This is a genomic window from Cellulomonas sp. A375-1 (genome assembly GCF_001040865.1).
GTDB lineage: Bacteria > Actinomycetota > Actinomycetes > Actinomycetales > Cellulomonadaceae > Cellulomonas > Cellulomonas gelida.
On the sequence record NZ_LFKW01000156.1, the window covers coordinates 19,846 to 40,509 of the forward strand.

Here is a 20,664-nt window from a genome sequence, read left to right on the forward strand (position 1 = left end):
TCACGTGCTGCGCGACCTCGTCGAGCTGCTGCCCGAGCGTCAGGTCGCGGCCGCGGCGCTGGGGCGCGCCAAGGAGAGCGCGCGCCGACGAGGGCTCCGGCCGGGCGACGCTCCCCGCGGCGCGCGGCGCGAGGTCCAGCTCGGCGACGCGCGGCCGGGCGGGCGGGACCCGCGCACGGTCGGCGAGGCGCTCGACGCGCTCGTCGGGCAGCTCGCGTGGTCCCCCGGCGTGACGGCGGGGACCATCCAGGCCCGGTGGGCCGAGCTGTTCGGTGCGGAGATCGCGTCGCACACGCAGTACGTGTCGTTCGAGGCGGGCGTGCTGACGATGCGCGCGGAGTCGACCGCGTGGGCGACGAACCTCACGTGGACGGTCCCGACGATGCTGCGGACCCTGGCCGACGAGCTGGGTGAAGGAGTCGTCGTCCAGATCCAGGTGCAGGGCCCCGGCGGACCCGGATTCGGACGTGGGCCGCGCAGCGTCAAGGGCCGCGGGGTGCGCGACACGTACGGGTAGGCGAGACCTTCACCGAACCCGTCCGCCGCGACGCGGTGTTTCAGAGGGGTCAGCCGCACCGTACGGGTAGACTTCTAGGGTCATTCCTGGCGCCTTGGTGCCCGGAACTCCAGCGTCACGGAGTGATCTGCCCTCCTCGCAGTCGGGCGGGCCCCTCCGGCGCGTTTCGCAGATCCTGAGGAGTACCCCCGCCCGTGGCCGAGCAGCCCAGCCCCCAGCCCGAGTCCGGCGGCAGCTACGACGCCGACGCGATCACCGTCCTCGAAGGCCTGGAGGCGGTGCGCAAGCGCCCCGGCATGTACATCGGCTCGACCGGTGAGCGCGGTCTGCACCACCTGGTGTACGAGGTCGTGGACAACTCCGTCGACGAGGCCCTCGCGGGCTACTGCGACCACATCGAGGTGACGCTGCGCGCCGACGGCGGCGTGCGCGTGGTCGACAACGGCCGTGGCATCCCGGTCGCGATCCACCCGACCGAGGGCAAGCCCACTCTCGAGGTCGTCATGACCATCCTGCACGCGGGCGGCAAGTTCGGCGGCAGCGGCTACGCGGTCTCCGGTGGACTGCACGGCGTGGGCGTCTCGGTGGTGAACGCGCTGTCGAAGCGCGTGGAGTCCGTCATCAAGCGCGACGGCTTCACGTGGGAGATGGACTTCGAGGACGGCGGCAAGCCGGTCGGGGGCATCCGCCAGGGTGAGCCGACGGACGCCACGGGCACGCAGCAGACGTTCTGGGCCGACGACACGATCTTCGAGACCGTCGAGTACGACTTCGAGACGCTGCGCAGCCGGTTCCAGCAGATGGCGTTCCTCAACAAGGGCCTGCAGATCACGCTCACCGACGAGCGTCCGCAGCACCTGGGCACGGGCGACGAGGTCGCGGGCGAGCCGGGCGACGAGGCCGAGGGCGGCGCGCCGGCCGCGCGCGTCGTGTCCTACAAGTACGACGACGGCCTGCTCGACTACGTCAAGCACCTCAACTCGGCGAAGAAGGTGGACCTGGTCCACCCGGACGTCATCGACTTCGAGGCGGAGGACACCGAGCGCCGGATCTCCGTCGAGGTCGCGATGCAGTGGACCACCGCGTACTCCGAGTCGGTCCACACGTACGCCAACACGATCTCGACCACCGAGGGCGGCACGCACGAGGAGGGCTTCCGTGCGGCGATGACCGGTCTGATCAACCGCTACGCGCGCGACAAGAACCTGCTCAAGGACAAGGACGAGAACCTCACGGGTGACGACATCCGCGAGGGCCTCACCGCGGTCATCTCGGTCAAGCTCGGCGAGCCGCAGTTCGAGGGCCAGACGAAGACCAAGCTCGGCAACACCGAGGCGAAGACGTTCGTGCAGCGCGTGGTCAACGACCAGCTCGGCGACTGGCTCGACTCGCACCCGGTCGAGGCGCGTGACGTGATCCGCAAGTCGATCCAGGCGTCGGCCGCGCGCATGGCGGCCCGCAAGGCTCGCGAGGCGACCCGCCGCAAGGGCCTGCTGGAGTCGGGCGGCATGCCGGGCAAGCTCAAGGACTGCCAGTCCAACCGCCCGGAGGAGTGCGAGGTCTTCATCGTCGAGGGCGACTCGGCCGGCGGTTCGGCGGTGCGTGGGCGCAACCCGCGCACGCAGGCGATCCTGCCGATCCGAGGCAAGATCCTCAACGTCGAGCGCGCGCGCCTGGACCGCGCGCTCAGCAACCTCGAGGTGCAGGCGCTGATCACGGCGTTCGGCACGGGCATCGGCGAGGACTTCGACATCGCCAAGCTCAGGTACCACAAGATCGTCCTCATGGCCGACGCCGACGTCGACGGCCAGCACATCCGCACGCTGCTGCTGACGCTCCTGTTCCGGTACATGCCCGAGCTCATCAAGACCGGCAAGGTCTACATGGCGCAGCCGCCGCTGTACCGGATCAAGTGGTCGAACGCCGAGCACGACTACGTGTACTCGGACCGCGAGCGGGACGCGTTCATCGTCGAGGGCCAGGCCGCCGGCAAGCGCCTGCCCAAGGAGAACTCGATCCAGCGCTACAAGGGTCTGGGCGAGATGGACTACTCGGAGCTGTGGGAGACCACGATGTCGCCCGAGCACCGCACGCTCCTGCAGGTCACGCTCGACGAGGCCGCGGCGGCCGACGAGATCTTCTCGGTGCTGATGGGCGAGGACGTCGAGGCCCGTCGCAGCTTCATCCAGCGCAATGCCAAGGACGTCCGGTTCCTCGACATCTAGCCGACGACGAGCCCACGACCTCCCCCGCTTCTCCCGCACCACCGAAGGACTGACGTGACCGACATCCCGAACGGCGACGGCATCGAGCACGGCCGGATCGACCAGGTCGACCTGCAGCTCGAGATGCAGCGGTCGTACCTGGACTACGCGATGGCGGTCATCGTCGGGCGTGCGCTGCCCGACGTGCGCGACGGCCTCAAGCCGGTCCACCGTCGCGTGCTGTACGCGATGTACGACGGCGGCTACCGCCCGGACCGTCAGTTCTCGAAGTGCAGCCGCGTCGTCGGCGACGTCATGGGCAAGTACCACCCGCACGGTGACACGGCGATCTACGACGCCCTCGTGCGCCTGGTCCAGGACTGGTCGATGCGCTACCCGCTCGTGGCGGGCCAGGGCAACTTCGGCTCCCCCGGTGACGACCCCGCGGCCGCCCCGCGGTACACCGAGTGCAAGATGGCCCCGCTCGCCATGGAGATGGTGCGGGACATCGACGAGGACACGGTCGACTTCGGCGACAACTACGACGGCCGCACCCAGGAGCCGCAGGTCCTGCCCAGCCGGTTCCCGAACCTGCTGGTCAACGGCTCGGCGGGCATCGCGGTCGGCATGGCGACGAACATCCCGCCGCACAACCTGCGCGAGGTCGCCGCGGGCGTCCAGTGGCACCTGGAGCACCCGGAGGCGAGCAACGAGGAGCTCCTCGAGGCGCTGATGGCGCGCATCAAGGGCCCGGACTTCCCGACGGCGGCGACGATCCTCGGTCACAAGGGCATCGAGGACGCGTACCGCACGGGCCGCGGCTCGATCACGATGCGCGCAGTGGTCGAGGTCGAGGAGATCCAGGGCCGGATCTGCCTCGTCGTGACCGAGCTGCCGTACCAGGTGAACCCGGACGCGCTCGCGAAGAAGATCGCGGACCTGGTCCGCGAGAACCGGGTCGGCGGCATCGCTGACATCCGCGACGAGACGTCGGGCCGCACGGGTCAGCGCCTGGTGATCGTGCTCAAGCGCGACGCGGTCGCCAAGGTCGTGCTGAACAACCTGTACAAGCACACGCAGCTGCAGGACACGTTCGGCGCCAACATGCTCGCGCTCGTCGACGGCGTGCCCCGCACGCTCAGCATCGACGCGTTCGTGCGGCACTGGACGACGCACCAGATCGACGTCATCCGCCGGCGCACGGCGTACCGCCTGCGCAAGGCCGAAGAGCAGATCCACATCTACCGCGGCTATCTCAAGGCGCTCGACGCGCTCGACGCGGTCATCGCGCTCATCCGCCGCTCCCCCGACGCCGACGAGGCACGCACGGGGCTCATGGAGCTGCTCGACGTCGACGAGGTCCAGGCCAACGCGATCCTCAACCTGCAGCTGCGCCGCCTGGCCGCGCTGCAGCGCCAGGAGATCCTCGACCGGTACGCCGAGCTCGAGGCGCAGATCACGGGCTACAACGAGATCCTCGCCTCGGAGCAGCGGCAGCGCGACATCGTCTCGCTCGAGATGGGCGAGATCGTCGAGAAGTACGGCGACGAGCGCCGCACCCGCATCCTGCCGTTCGACGGCGAGGTCAGCGTCGAAGACCTCATCGCCGAGGAGGAGGTCGTCGTCACGATCACGCGCGGCGGGTACGCCAAGCGCACCCGGTCGGACAACTACCGGGCGCAGCGTCGCGGCGGCAAGGGCGTCAAGGGTGCGCAGCTGCGCGAGGACGACATCGTCGACCACTTCTTCGTCACGACGACGCACCACTGGCTGCTGTTCTTCACCAACCTGGGCCGCGTGTACCGCGCGAAGGCGTACGAGCTGCCCGAGGCGGGCCGTGACGCCAAGGGGCAGCACGTCGCGAACCTCCTGGCGTTCCAGCCCGACGAGAAGATCGCGCAGGTGCTCGCGCTGCGCGACTACGAGCAGGCCGAGTACCTGGTCCTGGCCACGAAGCGGGGTCTCGTGAAGAAGACCCGCCTGGCGGACTACGACTCGAACCGGTCCGGCGGTGTCATCGCGATCAACCTGCGCGAGGACGACGAGGGTCGTCCCGACGAGCTCGTCTCGGCGCGGATCGTCGACGCCGACCAGGACATGATCCTCGTCTCACGTCAGGGGCAGTCGATCCGCTTCACGGCGGACGACGAGCAGCTGCGGCCGATGGGCCGCGCGACCAGCGGTGTGACGGGCATGAAGTTCCGTGGCGACGACGAGCTGCTCGCGGCCGACGTCGTGCGCGAGGACGCGTTCCTGTTCACGGTCACCGAGGGTGGCATCGCCAAGCGCACCGCGCTGACGGTCGAGAACTACCGCCAGCAGGGGCGCAACGGGTACGGCATCCGGGTCGCGAACCTGCCCGAGCAGAACGGTGACCTCGTGGGCGCGCTCGTCGTCGACGAGAACGACGAGGTGCTGGTCATCATGGAGCGCGGCAAGGTCGTGCGTTCCGCGGTCGACGAGGTGCACGCGACGGGCCGCACGACGCAAGGTGTGATCTTCGCGAAGCCCGACTCGGGTGACCGGATCATCGCAGTCGCGCGCAACACCGAGCGTCCGGAATCGGACGATGCCGGTACCGTGGTCGGCGACAGTGGCGCGCCGAGCGTCGAGACCAGCCCTGGCTCGGCGGCTGAGACGAGCGCCGACAGCGCGACCGACACGCCCGCGGAGGACGCATGACGGACCCGGCTCCCCCTTCGATCCCGCCTCGCAACCGACCGACCCAGCAGTCCGCCTCGTCGGCGCGCACTGCCACGTCGCCGGCCGGCTGGGACGCAGGTGGACCCGGTCAGGGTGAGAAGACGGCGGTGAAGTCCGCCACCTCCCCCGCCTCCTCGTCGGGCCCGAAGCCCGGCTCGTCGGGACCCAAGCCGGGCGCGGACTCGTCGTCCGGCAGGCCTGCGGCCTCCGTCGAGGAGAAGGTGACGTCCGGCGAGCGTTCGCCGGGCTCCGCCCCGCACGACCCGCCCACGCCGCTCATGGCGGCCGTGGACAAGACCACCGCCTGGATCAAGAAGGCGGCCGGAGCCACGAGCACCGCGATCTCCACGGCCACCCGGCCCCGTCACGAGGACCCCGCCATGACGACCACCCCCACGGCGCCCCCGGCCGCCGCGGGCTCGACCGGCACCACCCCGCCGTCGGTCCCGCTGCGCACCTCGACCACCGCCCAGCCCAGCTCCGGCACGTCCGGTGCGCGCCCGCAGACCGGTCGCATCCCGACCGTCACGTCCTCGGGCGGCCCGCGCCGCGTGCGGCTCGCGATCTCGCGCATCGACCCGTGGTCGGTGATGAAGCTGTCGTTCCTGCTGTCCGTCGCGTTCGGCATCCTGCTCGTCGTCGCCGTCGCCGTGGTCTGGTACACGCTCAACGGCCTGCACGTGTTCACGAACATCGACGACCTGGTCACGCAGGTCACGGGCACCGAGGGCAACATCGACATCCTGCAGTACGTCGAGTTCAAGCGCGTGATCTCGGGCGCGACCCTCGTCGCCGTCGTCGACGTCTTCCTGCTGACCGCGCTGTCGACCATCGGCGCGTTCCTCTACAACATCGTCGCGGCGCTCGTCGGCGGGCTGCACGTGACCATGACGGACGAGTGATCCTCGGTTCCACCACGCAGGACGGCAGCGCGTGCTGCGCCGGTTTGGGCGGCGGGCACGCGCTGAGGTAGTCTCGTCCGGCGCGCTGCGGCTGCAGTCGTGCACGGGCCTATAGCTCAGACGGTTAGAGCGCTTCCCTGATAAGGAAGAGGTCACAGGTTCAAGTCCTGTTAGGCCCACTCCCGACCTGTGGGGGACCCATGAAGAAGCTCCTGCTCCTGGTGGCCCTGGCCGCCGTCGGCTACGTCGTGTACCAGAAGGTCGCGCAGGACCGCGATGAGCGGGACCTGTGGTCCGAGGTCACCGACACCTTCGAGTGACCGACCCCTCGGCCCCTGGCCGAGCCGGGGGCCATGGCGCAATTGGTAGCGCACCTGCTTTGCAAGCAGGGGGTTAGGGGTTCGAGTCCCCTTGGCTCCACCATGCGAAGGGCCGCTGACGCAGGTCAGCGGCCCTTCGTGATGCGCGGGGACGGTGCCTGAGGGACGTCTCGCCGTCGTTCTCCCCCCTCTGCCTCGTCTCGCGACGTGGGTGGGCGACGTCGTCCTGCAGCGCTCGACGACGTCGGACCGCGTGCCTGACACATCGTGGCTCGTGGTGTCGGTCCCGACGAAGACGCCTTATGCCATACTTCTTCTGGCGACCTAGGGGGCAAGAGAAGTTTGGCATATCCACCCTTCCATGAACGTGGACCGCGGGATGTCCCGATGGTCATGACGCAGTCCGAGTTCTCTGAGCGGTTCCCAGCAGAGAGTGATCTCGTCGAGTTCAAGCAAGGCGTGCCGCCGGAGAAGGTGGCAGAGGCAGTCACAGCCTTCTCCAACACCGACGGTGGCGTCGTGCTGCTGGGAGTCGACAACGGCGGTCGCGCCGTCGGGATCAGGACAGACGGCGAGCAGCAGGCGAAGACTCACCGCGCCGTAGCTCAGGTGCACAACCCCGGACGCTACGAGCTGCACGAGCTACTCGTCGGCGAACGCGGCGTGCTGGTCCTCGCGGTCAATCGTCGGCGCGAGGGGTTCGCGCAGATGCGCGATGGCCGCATCCTGGTGCGGCGCGGGGCCATGAACACGGCGCTGATCGGCGACGAGCTCATGAGGTTCGTCACGGCGCGGTCGTTGACGAGGTACGAGTCGACCCCGACCAAGGCCGCCCTGACGATGGCGGATCCGGAGCTGCTGGAGCGGCTTCGATCCACGTACGGGTGGTCGGCCGACGGCATCGAGGATCGGCTCGTTGAGACGGGGTTCGTCGAGCGCACCTCCGATGGGCCGATGCTTACGGTCGCCGGCGTCCTGTACCTCCTACCGCGGCCCGCCGACATCCTGGGTAAGGCCTACGTCGAGATCTTCCGGTACCGCGACGAGACAGAGGTGTACGACCGCAGGTTCGACATCGATGGCCCGGTGAACGACCAGGTCGAGCGGACGACGCAGGCACTGATGGACGACCTGGGGTCCGACGTCGTCGTGATCGGTCTGCACCGGCACGAACTGCCCAGGATCCCAGAACCGGTCCTGCGAGAGGCCGTCGCGAACGCGGTGGCCCACCGCACCTACGAGAACGCGCGGCAGCCCGTACGAGTCGAGCTGCGACCGGATCGCGTCGTCATCACGTCCCCGGGTGGGCTCCCCGAACCGATCACGCTCGAGAACATCCGACAGCAGAACGCTGCGCGGAACATCGATGTCATCAAGGCGTTGCGCCGGTTCCGGCTCGCAGAAGACGCGGGGCTCGGCGTCGACGTCATGCAGGACACGATGGAAGCGGCGCTGCTCGAGCCGCCCGAATTCGACGCGGATGGAGCCCACGTCGGGGTCGTCCTCAGGCTGGGCAGCACGGTGACCCCCCAGGAACGTGCCTGGATCGCTGAAGTCGAGCGGCGTGGCGAGATCAAGGCGCACGACAAGCTGCTCCTGCTGCATGCGGCGCGCGGTGAGCTTCTGACCAACACGTCCGTCCGCGAGCTCCTCGGCGTCGACAGCACGCACGCCCGGGCCGCGCTCCAGCGTCTGCGGAATCTTGGCTACCTGCAGCAGAGCGGTGAGCGCGGTGGTGCCTCCTACACGCTGGCAAAGGAGCTCGGCCCACCGGCGGGCTTGCAGCTCGCCGGAGATGAGCTCGAAGCCCTCGTCCTGACGCTCGCGAGCAAGGGCCGGGTGACCAATGAGCAGGTCCGAGGAAGGACCGGGCTAGAGCGCAACCAGGTGCTCGGGCTGCTGTCGCGGCTCGTCGAGTCCGGTCGGCTTGAGAAGCACGGCGAGCGGCGCGGCACGTACTACACCCTTGCCGACGGCCGTCTCGGAGTCTGACCCGCTCAGCAGCGCTACGTTCGCGGCATGCGGAACTCGAGTGCTGTGGCGGTCGCGGCGACGGTGCTCGTGCTCGCCGCCTGTGCGACGGGGATGTCGGGTGCCGAGACCGAGGCCTGCGACCGGGTCAGCGTCTGGGCGTACGGCGGGCAGGACGCCGATCGCTTCGACCAGGCGGTGGCGGCGGCGCAGGAGGCGCTCGCCGATGCCGGCGACACCCCGCTCGCCGAGCCGCTGGCGCAGCTCCTCGGCAGCCCCGAGGCCGAGCGGGGCGCCGGGGCCGAGGCGTTCCTGGCCGTGTGCGAGGACCACGGCTGGGAACCGCTCGAGGGCTAGTCAGTCTCCTGCGCGGCGGGCGCGCTCGGTGATCTCGCTCAGCACGCGTGGCGTGTAGACCGGGACCGGTCCAGGGGTCTCCGGGCCGTGCTCGAGGGTGCCCCACTGCCAGTAGGGCGTGACCGACGCGCGTCGGCCCTCGGTGTGCAGGCGCAGGTCCAGGAGCATCGCGTACCGGTAGCCGAACCGCCGCTGCAGCGCCTGGGCGGTCTCGATGCCCGGGCCGGGCTCGTCGGCGGTCGCGGAGTCGGCGCTGACGTGCACGAGCAGCAGGTTGTGCTCGGGCCCGAGCAGGCCGCGGTGGTGGACGATCAGGTTGGGCACGTGCGCGGCGTCGGCACCGAACTTCACCGACGACTCCAGCATCATCCCGGAGCGGTCGTACTCGCTGTCGACGTTCCAGGTGCGCTCGATCGTCTGCCGCACGTACCAGCCGAGGTGGAACGCGATGGTGCGTTCGCTCGGTCGGCTGGTGCCGGTCGTCGGGGTGAACAGCGTCCACTCCTCGACGAGCGTGTTCGTCAGCGCGATGCGCAGGCGCGACTGGAGGTCGGCGAGGATCATGGACGGACGCTACCGGCCCTCGTGTCACGGGAGCAGGGCCCTTCGGCTACCAGCAGGTTTCGTGATCCCTGCCCGGTGCGTGGTCGCGGCGGCGTCGCCCGTCCGGGTAAGCGTTCGTCGCGTGTGGGTGCGGCGGTTTACGGTGGGCGGCTGTGAGCCAGCCCGTGATCAGCGCCCGTGGACTGACGAAGTGCTTCGGCGACTTCACTGCCGTCGACGGGATCGACTTCGAGGTACCGCCGGGCGAGTCGTTCGGGCTGCTGGGCCCCAACGGCGCGGGCAAGTCGACGACGATGCGCATGGTCGGCGCGGTCTCGCAGCGCACGGCCGGTGACCTGCAGGTCGTGGGCCTGGACCCGGACTCGCACGGCCCGGAGATCCGCTCGCAGCTGGGCGTGGTGCCGCAGGAGGACAACCTCGACACCGAGCTGCGCGTGCGCGAGAACCTGATCGTCTACGGCCGCTACTTCGGCATCCCGCGTGCGGTGTGCGCGCAGCGGGCCGACGAGCTGCTGGGCTTCGCGCAGCTCGAGGACAAGGCGAGGTCCAAGGTCGACGACCTCTCGGGCGGCATGAAGCGACGCCTGACGATCGCGCGCGCCCTGATCAACGAGCCGCGCATCCTCATGCTCGACGAGCCGACGACGGGCCTGGACCCGCAGGCGCGGCACGTGCTGTGGGACCGGCTGTTCCGGCTCAAGGAGCGCGGGACCACGCTGGTGCTCACCACGCACTACATGGACGAGGCGGAGCAGCTGTGCGACCGCCTGATCGTCGTCGACAAGGGCCGGATCATGGCCGAGGGGTCGCCGTCGGCGCTGATCCGCCAGTACTCGACGCGTGAGGTGGTGGAGCTGCGGTTCGGCTCGGACCGCAACGCGTCGGCCGCGGAGCAGCTCGCGGGCCAGGCGGACCGGATCGAGGTGCTGCCCGACCGCGTGCTCCTCTACACCGACGACGGCGAGCGGCTCCTGGAGCGCGTCGCGCACGCGGGACTGCACCCGACGACGAGCCTCGTGCGCCGCTCGTCGCTCGAGGACGTGTTCCTGCGTCTCACGGGGCGGAGCCTGATCGAATGAGCGCCGACGTGACCGGGACGACGACGAGCCCGCCCGCGATGGTCGCGGCGGCGCACGCCGGTGCGGTGCGCCCGCGCCGGTTCGGCTGGTGGTACATCGCCGAGCACCAGCTGCGCCAGATGCGGTCCTACGGCTGGACCGTGGTGATGACCGGCATCGGCAGCCCGCTGATCTACCTGCTGGGCATCGGGCTCGGCCTCGCCGCCTTCCTCGACGTGCCCGTCGCGAGCGGATCCGACGGGCCGGTGGACTACCTGTGGTTCGTCGCGCCGGCCCTGCTCGCGACCGCCGCGGTCTCGGTGACGACCGAGGAGTTCACCTACACCGTCATGGGCGGCTTCCGGTGGCGCCGCATCTTCTGGGCGATGAACGCCTCCCCCGCGAGTCCGCAGCAGATCTGCACCGGGCTGGTGCTCGCGGTGACGCTGCGCATGGCCTTCGTCTCGACCGCGTACTACGCGCTGATGGTCGCGTTCGACGCGGTGGGCCACGTCGCGGCCGGGGCGCTGCTCGTCCCGGTCGGCCTGCTCGCGGGCCTCGCGTTCGGCCTGCCGCTCCTGGCGTTCTCCGCGAGCCTCAAGGAGGACACGGGCCAGTTCGCGATGGTCCAGCGGTTCGTGTTCACGCCCCTGTTCCTGTTCTCCGGCACGTTCTACCCGCTGTCGACCCTGCCCGGCTGGCTGCAGTGGATCGGCTGGGTCTCGCCGATCTGGCACGCGAGCGAGGTGGGCCGGACCCTGTCCTACGGCCCCGGTCCCGGTGCCTGGCCGATCGCCGCGCACCTCGCAGTGCTCGCGGTCATGGCGGCGGCGGGCTGGGTCGTGGCGCGCCGCGTGTTCGTCGGGAGGCTGCGCGGATGAGCACCGTCGTGACTCCCCCGGCCAGCGCCGGGATCCGCGCCCTGTACGCGGGCAACGCGCGTGCGGTCGTCGCGCGGTCGTTGCAGGCCACGCGGTCGAGCAACTGGGCGATCGTCGTGTCCGGGTTCTTCGAGCCCGTCTTCTACCTGCTCGCGATGGGCTGGGGCCTCGGGTCGTTCATCGGGGACGTGACCCTGTCGACCGGCAAGGAGGTCCCGTACGCCGCGTTCATCGCACCGGGGCTGCTCGCCGTGTCCGCGATGAACGGCGCGATCTACGACTCCACGTGGAACGTGTTCTTCAAGATGCGCTTCGGCCGGCTGTACGACGCGATGCTGGCGACCTCGATCGGCCCGCTCGACGTCGCGCTCGGCGAGATCGTCTACGCGCTGCTGCGCGGCGGCGTGTACGCGGTGGGCTTCCTGACGGTCATGCAGGTGCTGGGCCTCAACCTCGCCTGGACCGCGGCGCTCGCCATCCCCGCGGTTCTGCTCGTGGCGTTCGGGTTCGCGTCGGTCGGCATGGCGATCACGAGCTTCATGAAGACGTTCCAGCAGATGGACTGGATCAACTTCGTCATGCTCCCGATGTTCCTGTTCAGCGCCACGTTCTACCCGCTGTCGGTCTACGCCGAGCCCATCCAGTGGCTGATCAAGGCGTTCCCGCTGTGGCACGCCGTCGAGCTGGTGCGCGGGCTCACGACGGGTGCGTTGAGCGTCGCGATGCTCGGCCACGTCGCGTACTTCCTGGTGATGATCGCCGTGGGCGTCACGTTCACGACGACGAGGCTGCGCGCGCTGTTCCTGTCCTGACGCGTCAGGACAGGCGGCCGAGGGCGAACATCGCCACGGCGGCGAGCGCGACGGCCACGACCGGTCCGAGCTCGACGGCCCAGCGTGCGCGCCGGCTCGCGGGCGCCGGCTCGTCGAACGGTGAGACGATCCGGTCGTCCTCGTCGTGCCGCGCGCGCCACAGCGAGACCGCGGTCGTGGCGCCGAGCAGGAAGGCCCCGGCGAGCAGCGCGACCAGACCGTGCACCTGGAACGCGACCGCGCGGACCAGGACGGCGGGCAGCATCGTGAGGAGCACCGCACCCGACCCGAGGATCACCAGGGCGACGAACCGCGCCGACCGCCACGGCGTGGTCACGATCATGCGCAGCACGCGATCACTGCCGCGGAGGAAGGCCCCGACGAGCAGCGTCGCGGCGAGGACGGACAGCAGCACGCCCCACGTGACCTCGGCCGGATCTGCCTCCCCCACGGCGAGAGCGCCCGTGAGCAGGAGGATCGCGCCAAGGACGTGTCCTGCGGAGCGGGCCACCGCGGCAGGTCCGCCGTCGAGCTCCTGGTCGGGGCTCTGCGGGAGCTCGAGCGAGCGCGCGTACTCGACCGGGTCGCCGAACGCCGTGCGGGCGTCCTCACCACTGTCGACGACGTGCGCCTCGACCTCCGTCAGCACGCCGGCGATGGTCGTGCCGGCGACACCCTGCAGCCGCAGCTCGAGCAGCACGGCCTCGGCCCACTCCGCCTCGACGTCCGGCGCGAGCGTCCGCTCGATCGCGAACCGTCGACCCGTCATGTCCCTCGTCATGGTCACTCGTCTCCCCCGGCGTCGTCGGTGCTGGTCAGCAGCGTGCGTGCGGCGTCGCTGAAGGCGAGCCAGTCCCCGCTGCGGCGCGCGGTCTCGGCGCGGCCGGCGGCGGTGAGCGTGTAGTACTTGCGACCCGGTCCGCTGGTGCCGGGGCGCCACTCGACCGCGACGAGCCCCGCGGCCTCGAACCGCGCGAGCAGCGGGTAGAGGGTGCCGCCCTTGACCGTCCCCAGGCCGGAGTCCTCGAGCGCCTGGGCGATCGCGTAGCCGTATGTCGGCCCTCGTCCGACGACGCGCAGCACGCACACCTCGAGGACGCCCCGCATCCACTCGGCCGGCCACTGCGTCTCGCTCACCTGCTAGACAGTACGACTATCTAGTACGCCGCACAACCTAGTCGTCCGGAGCGTGGCTGGTCCTCGTGACTAGTGGTTCTCGCTGAGGCCGACGAACGCGCGCAACGCCGGTACGCCCTCGAGCGTGATGTCGGGGCGCAGCTCGTCGGCCCGGCACTCCCATGCCTCGCGGTCCAGGACGTAGCGCAGCGACCGCGCGGCGGCACCCTCGCGGGCGATCATCGCGTCGCCGTTGGTGCGGTAGCCGAGCCGGCGGGTCACGCCGTTGGACGGCCCGTTGTCCTCGAACGCCGACGTGGTAGCCCGCTGCGCGCCCAGGCCGTCGAACAGCAGGTGCAGGATCGCCAGCCGCATGAGCGTGCCCACACCCTGGCCCTGGTGCCGCAGCCCGAGCCACGAGCCGGTCTCCGCCTCGCGCGTCACGGCGAAGTCCTTGGCGTAGACGCCCTGGATACCCAGGACCTCGCCGTCGCGGAGCACCGCGAGCTCGAGCGACCACTTCGCGGCGGACCACGAGCCGCGCATGCCCCACTGGTACTGCAGCAACGAGCGGCGCACGTCGTCGGGCGTGCCGCGGGTCCACGGCTGCGTGAAGGGCATGAAGTCGGGGGCGTGCACGCCCTCGGCCGCGAGGTCCGCGAGCTGGACGAGCAGGTCGTCGGACCCGAACCGCAGCTCGAGGTCGCCGCACAGGAGGCGGACGCCGGCGGGGGGCCACTGCTCGACCAGGTCAGGCGACATGGGACGAGGCTCCCGGCCGCACTGCCGGGAGGCAAGGCGATTTGGTCCCGCCCGCCCGGCACAGCGGCGGCGAGGTCGGCACAGCGGCTCGAGCTCGGCAGTCCGGACGCACGATCTCGCGCGTCAGTGCCGAGCTCGGCGGGCGTCGCGCGCGCGGGGGACGGCGGGGCGCGGTTGGGCGGGGTGGGGCGGGGGTGGAGGTGGCGCCTGGGACGGGAGAGGGGGCCGGTGCGGTGCACCGGCCCCCTCCTGGTGTGCGACTAGGTCAGGCGCACGCCGTCCCGTTGATCGTGAACACGGTCGGCGACGGGTTGGAGCCGCTGTGCGTGCCCTGGAACCCGATCTCCGCGCTCGCGCCCGGTGCGAGCGTCTGGTTCCATGACTGGCCCGTGGCCGTCACCGTGGTGCCGGTCTGGGCCCACGTGGCGCTCCATCCGTTGGACAGCTTCTGCCCCGCGGTCAGGTCGAACGCGAGCGCCCAGGTCAGCGCCGAGGTGCCCGTGTTGGTGATCTTCAGCGACGCCGTGAACCCGGTGTTCCAGCTGTTCGGCGTGTAGACGACCGAGCAGGTGCCCGTCGGGGTGTCGGCCAGCGTGCGGAACGACACCGCCGAGCTTGCCGCCGACGTGTTGCCCGCCTGGTCGACCGCGCGCACCACGTAGGAGTACGCGGTGTCCGCCGTGAGCCCGGTCAGGGTCGTCGACGCCGTCGTCGGGGAGGCGACGAGCGTGAGCGTGGTCCCCGAGACGCGCAGCACCTCGTACTTCGCCAGCCCGGAGCCGGAGTCGGTCGACGCCGCCCAGGTGAGCGTCGCGCCCGACTTCGTGATGCCCGACGCCGCGGGCGTGCCCGGCACGGTCGGGGCCGTCGTGTCCGGCGGGATCTCGACCGTCGAGAACGTCACCGAGGCGGAGGCCGCCGAGACGTTCCCGGCGACGTCCCGCGCCTTGACGTTGTACGTGTACGACGACCCCGGCGTGAGTCCGACGAACGACGTGCTGTTCGTCGTGGGCGAGGCGACGAGCGTGCTCGTCGTGCCCTGGACCCGGTAGACGTCGTAGCCCGCGACGCCCGAGCCGGCGTCGGTGGACGCCGTCCAGGTGAGCGTCGCGCTCGTCGACGTGACGGCCGAGGCGACGGGCGTGCCCGGCACGCTCGGTGCCGTGGTGTCCGTCGGGACGGCGGTCGTGGTGAACGTGACCGACGACGACGCGGCCGAGGTGTTGCCGGCAGCGTCGCGCGCCTTCACGTTGTAGGTGTACGCCGTGCCGGCGGTGAGGCCGGTGAGCGTGGTCGACGTCGTCGTCGGGGAGGCGACGAGCGTGCTCGTCGTGCCCTGGACGCGGTAGACGTCGTAGGCGACCACCGCGGTGTCGTCGGTCGACGCGGCCCAGGTCAGGGTCGCGCCGCTCGTCGTGATCGACGAGGCGACGGGCGTGCCCGGGACGCTCGGCGCCGTGGTGTCGCCCGGCGTGGTGCCGGTCGGCTCGGTGCCGAAGAGCAGCGTGCTGCCGTCGTAGAGCGTGATGGCCGGCGCCTTGGCCAGGCCGGTGGAGGTCAGGCCGACGAACGACGGGTCGTTGGTCGCGTCCCACCCGGACGGGCCCGTGAGCCGGAACTGCAGCTCGCGGCGGTGCTGCGACTGACCGCCCGGGTAGATGTTCTGACCCACGCAGCTGAGCTCGACGTAGCCGAGCGTGCCGCCCGCGCTCACGCCCTTGCCGGACTGCGCGCCGCACTCGCTGTAGTTCGAGCTCAGCGTGACGTCCGAGGCCGCGAAGCCGTCGGTGCGGAACCAGTAGCGGACCTTGGCGTTCTTCAGCGAGCGCGCCGGGAAGGCCGACTGGTTGCGGACGATCGCCTTGATCTCGGTGAACGTGCCGCCCGGAGGCTGGTTGAGCTGCGCCTCGACGAAGAACTGGTCGCCGTCGGGCTGCTCGGCGGTCGGGAAGCTCGCGAGCGGCGTGCCGCCGTACTCGTCGACGAGGTACGCCAGAGCCGACGAGAAGCCCGCGTTGTAGTCGGTCGCGACCTCGTTGGCGACGTAGTCCTGCCGGTCGTCGGTGTAGGCGTCGTTGGCCGAGCCGGGGCCGCCGACGAGCGCGCCGTACAGCACGTGCCGGGACTGCGCGGGCGACGTGATCGAGTCGAGCCACGAGCCGTGCGCGGTGCGGTGGTGCGGCTTGGTCGGCGGGTTGGCGCCGAAGCCGACGACGTAGGAGGACTTGCGGGGGTTGTCACCGAGCGCGTAGTTGATCTGCCGCACCCCGAAGTCGTGGTACCTCGCCTTGAGCGTCGCGTCCTTGACCCAGTCCGAGTAGACGAGCGCGACGAATGAGGTGTTCGCGGCGTAGCGCAGCGAGCCCCACGAGTCGAGCACGGCCTGGCCGCCCGGGGAGTAGGTGATCTTCTGGCCGTTGTAGCCGACGGTCCAGTAGTCGAGCCAACGGTTCGCGTCGTCGACGTACTTCTGCTTGCCCGTCTCGATCGCGAGCAGCGCGTACGTGGCGAACTGCTTGTTGTCCCACGCGACGGTCCACTTGTAGGACTTCGTCGTCGACTGGTTCTCGGTGCCGAGCTTGTCGTACTCGGCCTCCGCCTTGGCGAGGTACGTGGCGTCACCCGTGGCCTTGTAGAGCCAGTAGGCGCCCCACACGAGCTCGTCCTGGTAGCCCGACCACGACTTGTAGTACGCCGAGGCGCCGGTCACGCAGTCGGAGTACGCGCCGCGGTACGTGTCCGCGAACGAGTACAGCTGCTTGGCGTGGCTGACGAGCTTCGCGGCGTACGTCGGGTCGTCGCCCTTGAAGACGATCGACGAGGCGGCCATCGCCGCAGCGGTCTCGCCCGCGACGTCCGAGCCCGGGCACGACGCGGTGATCTTGGCCGCCGGGCGGGCCATGGCCATGACCTCGGCCGGGCCCCACCACTTGTGGTCGGCCTCGCCGTCGCCCACCTGCACGTACAGCTCGTTGGGCGCGGTGTGCGCCTTGACGAAGTAGTCGTTGACCCAGCGCAGGTTGCCCTTGAGCTCGTCGAGCTGGCCGGCCTTGGTGTAGCCGTCGGGGCTCGCGACCGCGCCCCACGCGAGCATGGTCGTCGTGAAGGCCATCGGGAAGCCGAACTTCACGTGGTCGCCCGCGTCGTACCAGCCGCCGGTGAGGTCGACGCCGACGTCCGAGCCGTCCGTCAGGCCGGAGTCGCCGCGCCACGAGACGGGGTATCCCGCGGGCAGGTCACCGGAGGCCTGCGCCTGGTAGAAGAACATCGACTTCTGGAGTGCTTCCGCGTAGTTGTACGCGGGCGCGGCGCTCGCGGACGTCGCCAGGGGGACGACGATCGCGGTGGCCGCGAGGGCGAGGCTCAGGCCGGCGGCGACGCGCGTGCGGCCACGTCGCCTTCGCATGCCGGACGAGTGGGGGGACTGGGCTCGATGACGCATGGTTCCTCTTCCCTACGCGCGGACGACAGGCGTCCGCGACCGGAGGAGGTCGCACCGGTGCGACACGCCAGGCGAATCGTCAGGTCACGCCGCCGAGAACCACAACGCCTTAACCGATTCACTGCCACCGTTCCCCCTGGTGAGAAGGTCCTGGCGCCCACCTCGGCCCCTGGCGCCCCTGCGGGTGGAGAACGTCACGCCACACGCCCCTTTCTCCACCCACGAGCACCCCGGCACGACGAGGGCGCACGCGACGAGGCCCGGCAGGCCGGGGAGGCGTGCCGGGCCGTCGTGGTGCCGCTGGTCAGACCGTCGGGGTGTCGTCCTCGGTCGTCGGGCGCTTCGGAGCCGCGCGACGCGTGGCCTTGCGAGCCGTCTCCTTGGCCTCGCCGAGCTTCTCCCCGATCTCCTCCTTGGCCTCGGCGAGCTTCTCGCCGATCTCCTCCTTGGCCTCGCTCAGGCTCTCGGCCGCCTTCGACGCGGCGTCGCGGCCCTTGGCCACGGCGGCGCCGGCCGCCTCGCCCAGTGCGTCGGCCGCGTCGCCGGCCGAGTCGGCCAGGTCGCTCGCGGCGTCGTGCGCACGCTCGCGCAGTGGCGTCGCCGTGGTCGACGAGCCGAACGCGTCGGTCGGCTCCCACGGCTCGGCCCACGGGTCGACCGTGTCACGCGACCGCTTCCAGGCGACGAAGACCGCCCCGAGCCCGATCAGGCCGGCCAGCGTCCAGAAGATCTTGGCGCCCTTGTGCGACTCCTGCTCCTTGGCCTTCGCAGCGGCAAGGGCGGCGGTCGCCGCCGCGCCCTTCGCGGCCTTCGCGCTCGCCGCGTCGACCGCCTTCTCCGCAGCCGCGCCGGCCTTCTCCGCGGCCTCGTTGACGGCCTGCACGATGCGCGGCAGCAGGTCGTCGACGAGCTTGTCGTGCGCGGTGTCGATCGCGGGGGAGACCCGCTCCGCTGCCTGCTCGACCTTCGGCGCAGCCGCCTTGACGCTCTCCTTGTAGAGATGGTCGACGTGCGGCAGCAACCAGTCCACGAAGGCCTCGACGCGCGGCGCCGTCCACTCCTTGGCGACCACCGCGGCGTCGGCGGCCTTGGAGGCCGCGGCGCTGCCCGCGTCCTTGATCGACCCGGCTGCCACCTTCGCCTGATCCGCCGCCAGCCCGGCCTGCTTCTTGAGCTGCTCGGTGTCGACGTCGATGTTCGGACGGCTCTTGAAAGGCATGTCCACTCCCCACGGTTCCGCGTTCGCGCTCCTGGCGCTGACCTCACACTCTGCCACCGGACCGGCGCGCGTGCAGCGGACCTGCGTCAAGTGCGCCGTGCAAGACTTGACGGCATGTTCGCGACCCTGCACACGACGGCCGGTGACATCCGGATCGAGCTCTACCCGAACCACGCCCCCAAGACGGTGGCCAACTTCGTCGGTCTGGCGAAGGGCACCCAGGAGTGGACCGACCCCGCGACCGGTGCCAAGCGCACCGAGCCGCTCTACCCGGGCACGGTGTTCCACCGTGTCATCGACGGCTTCATGATCCAGGGCGGCGACCCGCTCGGGAACGGCCGCGGCGGCCCCGGCTACAACTTCGACGACGAGATCCACCCCGAGCTGACGTTCTCGGAGCCCTACCTGCTCGCCATGGCCAACGCCGGCAAGCGCCTCGACCCGGTGACCGGCAAGGTCGGCGGGACCAACGGCTCGCAGTTCTTCATCTCGGTGGCGGCCACGACCTGGCTCAACGGCAAGCACACGATCTTCGGCAAGGTCGCCGACGACGCGAGCCGTGCGGTCGTCGACGCGATCGGGACCGCCCCGACGCGCCCCGGCGACCGTCCCGTCACGGACATCGTCATCGAGTCGATCGACATCGAGGACTGACCCTCCCGACCCCCGAGGACCGACCATCACCGAGAACACCGTCCCGCAGGGCACCCCCGCGGACGTGACACCCGTGTGCCCGCGCCACCCTGACCGGGTCTCGTACGTCCGCTGCCAGCGGTGCGGCCGCCCGGTGTGCCCGGACTGCCAGCGGCCCGCACCCGTCGGCATCCAGTGCGTCGACTGCGTGCGGGACGCCGCGGCCGCGCAGCGCACGGCGCGGACCACGTTCGGCGGTGTGGTCCGCCCTGACGGCCGACCGGTCGTCACGCTGTCGATCATCGCGCTGTGCGTGGTGGCCTTCATCGCTCAGCGGACGGTCCCGGACTTCACGGCGCGCTGGTACTACTCCCCCTTCTGGGGGCACGAGGAGCCCTTCCGGTTCCTCACGTCGGCGTTCCTGCACTCCGAGGGCTCGTTCTTCCACATCCTGCTCAACATGGTGGCGCTGTGGGCGGTCGGGCCGTACCTCGAGGTGCAGCTCGGCCGGGCGCGGTACGTCACGCTCTACCTGCTCAGCGCGCTGGGCGGGAGCGTCGTGGTGCTCGCGTCTGCCGCGCTGGGGTGGTCGAGCTGGTTCGGCGGCGTGGTCGGCGCCTCGGGGGCGATCTTCGGGCTGTTCGGAGCCGCGTTCGTCGTGATGTGGCGCTCGGGACATCCGGCGCAGAGCATCCTGGGGATCATCGCGATCAACATGGTGTTCAGCTTCGTGGTGCCCGGGATCTCCTGGCAGGGGCACCTGGGCGGGCTCGTCGTGGGGGCGCTCGTCGCCGCGGCGTACGCGTTCGCCCCCAAGGAGCGCCGCCGGCTCGTCGCGCTGGTGCTGCCCGTCGTCGTCCTGGTCCTGCTCGTGGCGATCACCACCTGGGCCTACGGCACCGCGCCGGAGGACGTCCGGACCATCTGGACGCTCCCGCACGCGCTGCAGTGGGCCATCGTCGAGGGCCCCTGAGCACCGCAGGACCGGTCTGAGCGACGAGAACTACACGGGTGTAGTTATCCACAGGTGTGTCCACCACTGGGGATGACGGGACGACCCCGTGGACAGCACGCCCCGGACGCACGAGAGGCGCCGACCCCGTTGGGGCGGCGCCTCTCGCGTGCGACGAGGGTGGCGGTGCTCAGCGCCAGCGCGTCGTCATGCTGAAGCCGGCGATGATCATCGCGGCGCCGACGACGAGG

18 protein-coding genes and 2 tRNA genes are annotated in these 20,664 nt (G+C 70.6%); 14 read left to right on the forward strand and 6 right to left on the reverse strand.

Annotation, left to right across the window (positions count from 1 at the left end; all coding sequences use genetic code 11):
• The first annotated feature begins 4 nt into the window (after positions 1-4).
• The 9 genes from CWIS_RS17085 to CWIS_RS17120 all read left to right on the forward strand — a co-directional run bounded on the left by CWIS_RS17085 (position 5) and on the right by CWIS_RS17120 (position 8,974).
• Positions 5-517, forward strand: coding sequence for a DUF721 domain-containing protein (locus CWIS_RS17085; protein ID WP_082156576.1), 513 nt, complete (start codon positions 5-7; stop codon positions 515-517).
• Positions 518-711: 194 nt separating this feature from the next.
• Positions 712-2,742 (forward strand): DNA topoisomerase (ATP-hydrolyzing) subunit B, encoded by a 2,031-nt coding sequence (gene gyrB, locus CWIS_RS17090; RefSeq protein WP_048344554.1) that lies wholly within the window; start codon positions 712-714, stop codon positions 2,740-2,742.
• Between the two features lie 54 nt (positions 2,743-2,796).
• Positions 2,797-5,403: a DNA gyrase subunit A gene (gyrA, locus tag CWIS_RS17095; RefSeq protein ID WP_048344555.1), complete on the forward strand. Its 2,607-nt coding sequence runs from the start codon at positions 2,797-2,799 to the stop codon at positions 5,401-5,403.
• 128 nt (positions 5,404-5,531) lie between these two features.
• Complete coding sequence (locus tag CWIS_RS17100) at positions 5,532-6,326, forward strand: DUF3566 domain-containing protein (RefSeq protein WP_229747332.1); 795 nt, start codon at positions 5,532-5,534, stop codon at positions 6,324-6,326.
• A gap of 105 nt (positions 6,327-6,431) precedes the next feature.
• Positions 6,432-6,505 (forward strand) — tRNA-Ile (locus CWIS_RS17105).
• 21 nt (positions 6,506-6,526) lie between these two features.
• Complete coding sequence (locus tag CWIS_RS19670; RefSeq protein ID WP_214347075.1) at positions 6,527-6,646, forward strand: DLW-39 family protein; 120 nt, start codon at positions 6,527-6,529, stop codon at positions 6,644-6,646.
• A 27-nt stretch (positions 6,647-6,673) separates the two neighbouring features.
• Positions 6,674-6,749, forward strand: a tRNA-Ala gene (locus CWIS_RS17110).
• 290 nt (positions 6,750-7,039) lie between these two features.
• The gene (locus tag CWIS_RS17115; RefSeq protein WP_197080885.1) at positions 7,040-8,638 is read left to right on the forward strand and encodes an ATP-binding protein; all 1,599 of its coding nucleotides are present in this window, start codon (positions 7,040-7,042) and stop codon (positions 8,636-8,638) included.
• 27 nt (positions 8,639-8,665) lie between these two features.
• Entirely contained in the window at positions 8,666-8,974 is a 309-nt protein-coding gene (locus CWIS_RS17120; protein ID WP_156186707.1) for a hypothetical protein, read from the forward strand.
• On the opposite strand, the gene CWIS_RS17125 is transcribed toward CWIS_RS17120, so the two are convergent.
• On the reverse strand, positions 8,975-9,538 hold the full coding sequence (locus CWIS_RS17125) for a hypothetical protein (protein WP_048344559.1): 564 nt from the start codon (positions 9,536-9,538) through the stop codon (positions 8,975-8,977).
• Positions 9,539-9,690: 152 nt separating this feature from the next.
• Between CWIS_RS17125 and CWIS_RS17130 the strand changes: the two genes are divergently transcribed.
• Genes CWIS_RS17130 through CWIS_RS17140 form a run of 3 tightly spaced genes read left to right on the forward strand, consistent with a single transcriptional unit; the run spans position 9,691 to position 12,289 of the window.
• Positions 9,691-10,617 carry an ABC transporter ATP-binding protein gene (locus CWIS_RS17130; RefSeq protein WP_048344560.1) on the forward strand — a complete coding sequence of 309 codons (927 nt, stop codon included), beginning with the start codon at positions 9,691-9,693 and terminating at the stop codon, positions 10,615-10,617.
• Entirely contained in the window at positions 10,614-11,477 is an 864-nt protein-coding gene (locus CWIS_RS17135) for an ABC transporter permease (protein ID WP_082156577.1), read from the forward strand. The genes CWIS_RS17130 and CWIS_RS17135 overlap by 4 nt, the downstream gene beginning before the upstream one ends.
• A complete protein-coding gene (locus CWIS_RS17140; RefSeq protein ID WP_048344561.1) occupies positions 11,474-12,289 on the forward strand; it encodes an ABC transporter permease in 816 nt (271 codons plus the stop codon). Before CWIS_RS17135 ends, CWIS_RS17140 begins: the two co-directional genes overlap by 4 nt.
• Before the next feature lie 4 nt (positions 12,290-12,293).
• Here the strand turns inward: CWIS_RS17140 and CWIS_RS17860 are convergent, their stop codons facing one another.
• The 5 genes from CWIS_RS17860 to CWIS_RS17165 all read right to left on the reverse strand — a co-directional run bounded on the left by CWIS_RS17860 (position 12,294) and on the right by CWIS_RS17165 (position 18,828).
• On the reverse strand, positions 12,294-13,070 hold the full coding sequence (locus tag CWIS_RS17860) for a hypothetical protein (RefSeq protein WP_053071810.1): 777 nt from the start codon (positions 13,068-13,070) through the stop codon (positions 12,294-12,296).
• Between the two features lie 2 nt (positions 13,071-13,072).
• The gene (locus tag CWIS_RS17150; RefSeq protein WP_048344562.1) at positions 13,073-13,426 is read right to left on the reverse strand and encodes a PadR family transcriptional regulator; all 354 of its coding nucleotides are present in this window, start codon (positions 13,424-13,426) and stop codon (positions 13,073-13,075) included.
• 69 nt (positions 13,427-13,495) lie between these two features.
• Positions 13,496-14,167 (reverse strand): GNAT family N-acetyltransferase, encoded by a 672-nt coding sequence (locus CWIS_RS17155; protein WP_048344563.1) that lies wholly within the window; start codon positions 14,165-14,167, stop codon positions 13,496-13,498.
• A gap of 265 nt (positions 14,168-14,432) precedes the next feature.
• Positions 14,433-17,573, reverse strand: a complete 3,141-nt coding sequence (locus CWIS_RS17160; protein WP_048344564.1) for a glycoside hydrolase family 9 protein — start codon at positions 17,571-17,573, stop codon at positions 14,433-14,435.
• A gap of 340 nt (positions 17,574-17,913) precedes the next feature.
• Complete coding sequence (locus CWIS_RS17165) at positions 17,914-18,828, reverse strand: hypothetical protein (RefSeq protein WP_048344580.1); 915 nt, start codon at positions 18,826-18,828, stop codon at positions 17,914-17,916.
• Between the two features lie 114 nt (positions 18,829-18,942).
• On the opposite strand from CWIS_RS17165, the gene CWIS_RS17170 reads away from it, so the two are divergent.
• Positions 18,943-19,482, forward strand: a complete 540-nt coding sequence (locus tag CWIS_RS17170) for a peptidylprolyl isomerase (RefSeq protein WP_048344565.1) — start codon at positions 18,943-18,945, stop codon at positions 19,480-19,482.
• A 187-nt stretch (positions 19,483-19,669) separates the two neighbouring features.
• Complete coding sequence (locus CWIS_RS17175) at positions 19,670-20,434, forward strand: rhomboid family intramembrane serine protease (protein ID WP_307722647.1); 765 nt, start codon at positions 19,670-19,672, stop codon at positions 20,432-20,434.
• The last annotated feature ends 230 nt before the right edge of the window (positions 20,435-20,664 follow it).

Coding starts and splice junctions, on each gene's coding strand:
- CWIS_RS19670 (WP_214347075.1), top strand. CDS start 6,527: ATGAAGAAGCTCCTGCTCCTGGTGGCCCTGGCCGCCGTCGGCTACGTC.
- CWIS_RS17115 (WP_197080885.1), top strand. CDS start 7,040: ATGACGCAGTCCGAGTTCTCTGAGCGGTTCCCAGCAGAGAGTGATCTC.
- CWIS_RS17120 (WP_156186707.1), top strand. CDS start 8,666: ATGCGGAACTCGAGTGCTGTGGCGGTCGCGGCGACGGTGCTCGTGCTC.
- CWIS_RS17125 (WP_048344559.1), bottom strand. CDS start 9,538: ATGATCCTCGCCGACCTCCAGTCGCGCCTGCGCATCGCGCTGACGAAC.
- CWIS_RS17135 (WP_082156577.1), top strand. CDS start 10,614: ATGAGCGCCGACGTGACCGGGACGACGACGAGCCCGCCCGCGATGGTC.
- CWIS_RS17140 (WP_048344561.1), top strand. CDS start 11,474: ATGAGCACCGTCGTGACTCCCCCGGCCAGCGCCGGGATCCGCGCCCTG.
- CWIS_RS17860 (WP_053071810.1), bottom strand. CDS start 13,070: ATGACGAGGGACATGACGGGTCGACGGTTCGCGATCGAGCGGACGCTC.
- CWIS_RS17155 (WP_048344563.1), bottom strand. CDS start 14,167: ATGTCGCCTGACCTGGTCGAGCAGTGGCCCCCCGCCGGCGTCCGCCTC.
- CWIS_RS17160 (WP_048344564.1), bottom strand. CDS start 17,573: ATGCGAAGGCGACGTGGCCGCACGCGCGTCGCCGCCGGCCTGAGCCTC.
- CWIS_RS17165 (WP_048344580.1), bottom strand. CDS start 18,828: ATGCCTTTCAAGAGCCGTCCGAACATCGACGTCGACACCGAGCAGCTC.
- CWIS_RS17170 (WP_048344565.1), top strand. CDS start 18,943: ATGTTCGCGACCCTGCACACGACGGCCGGTGACATCCGGATCGAGCTC.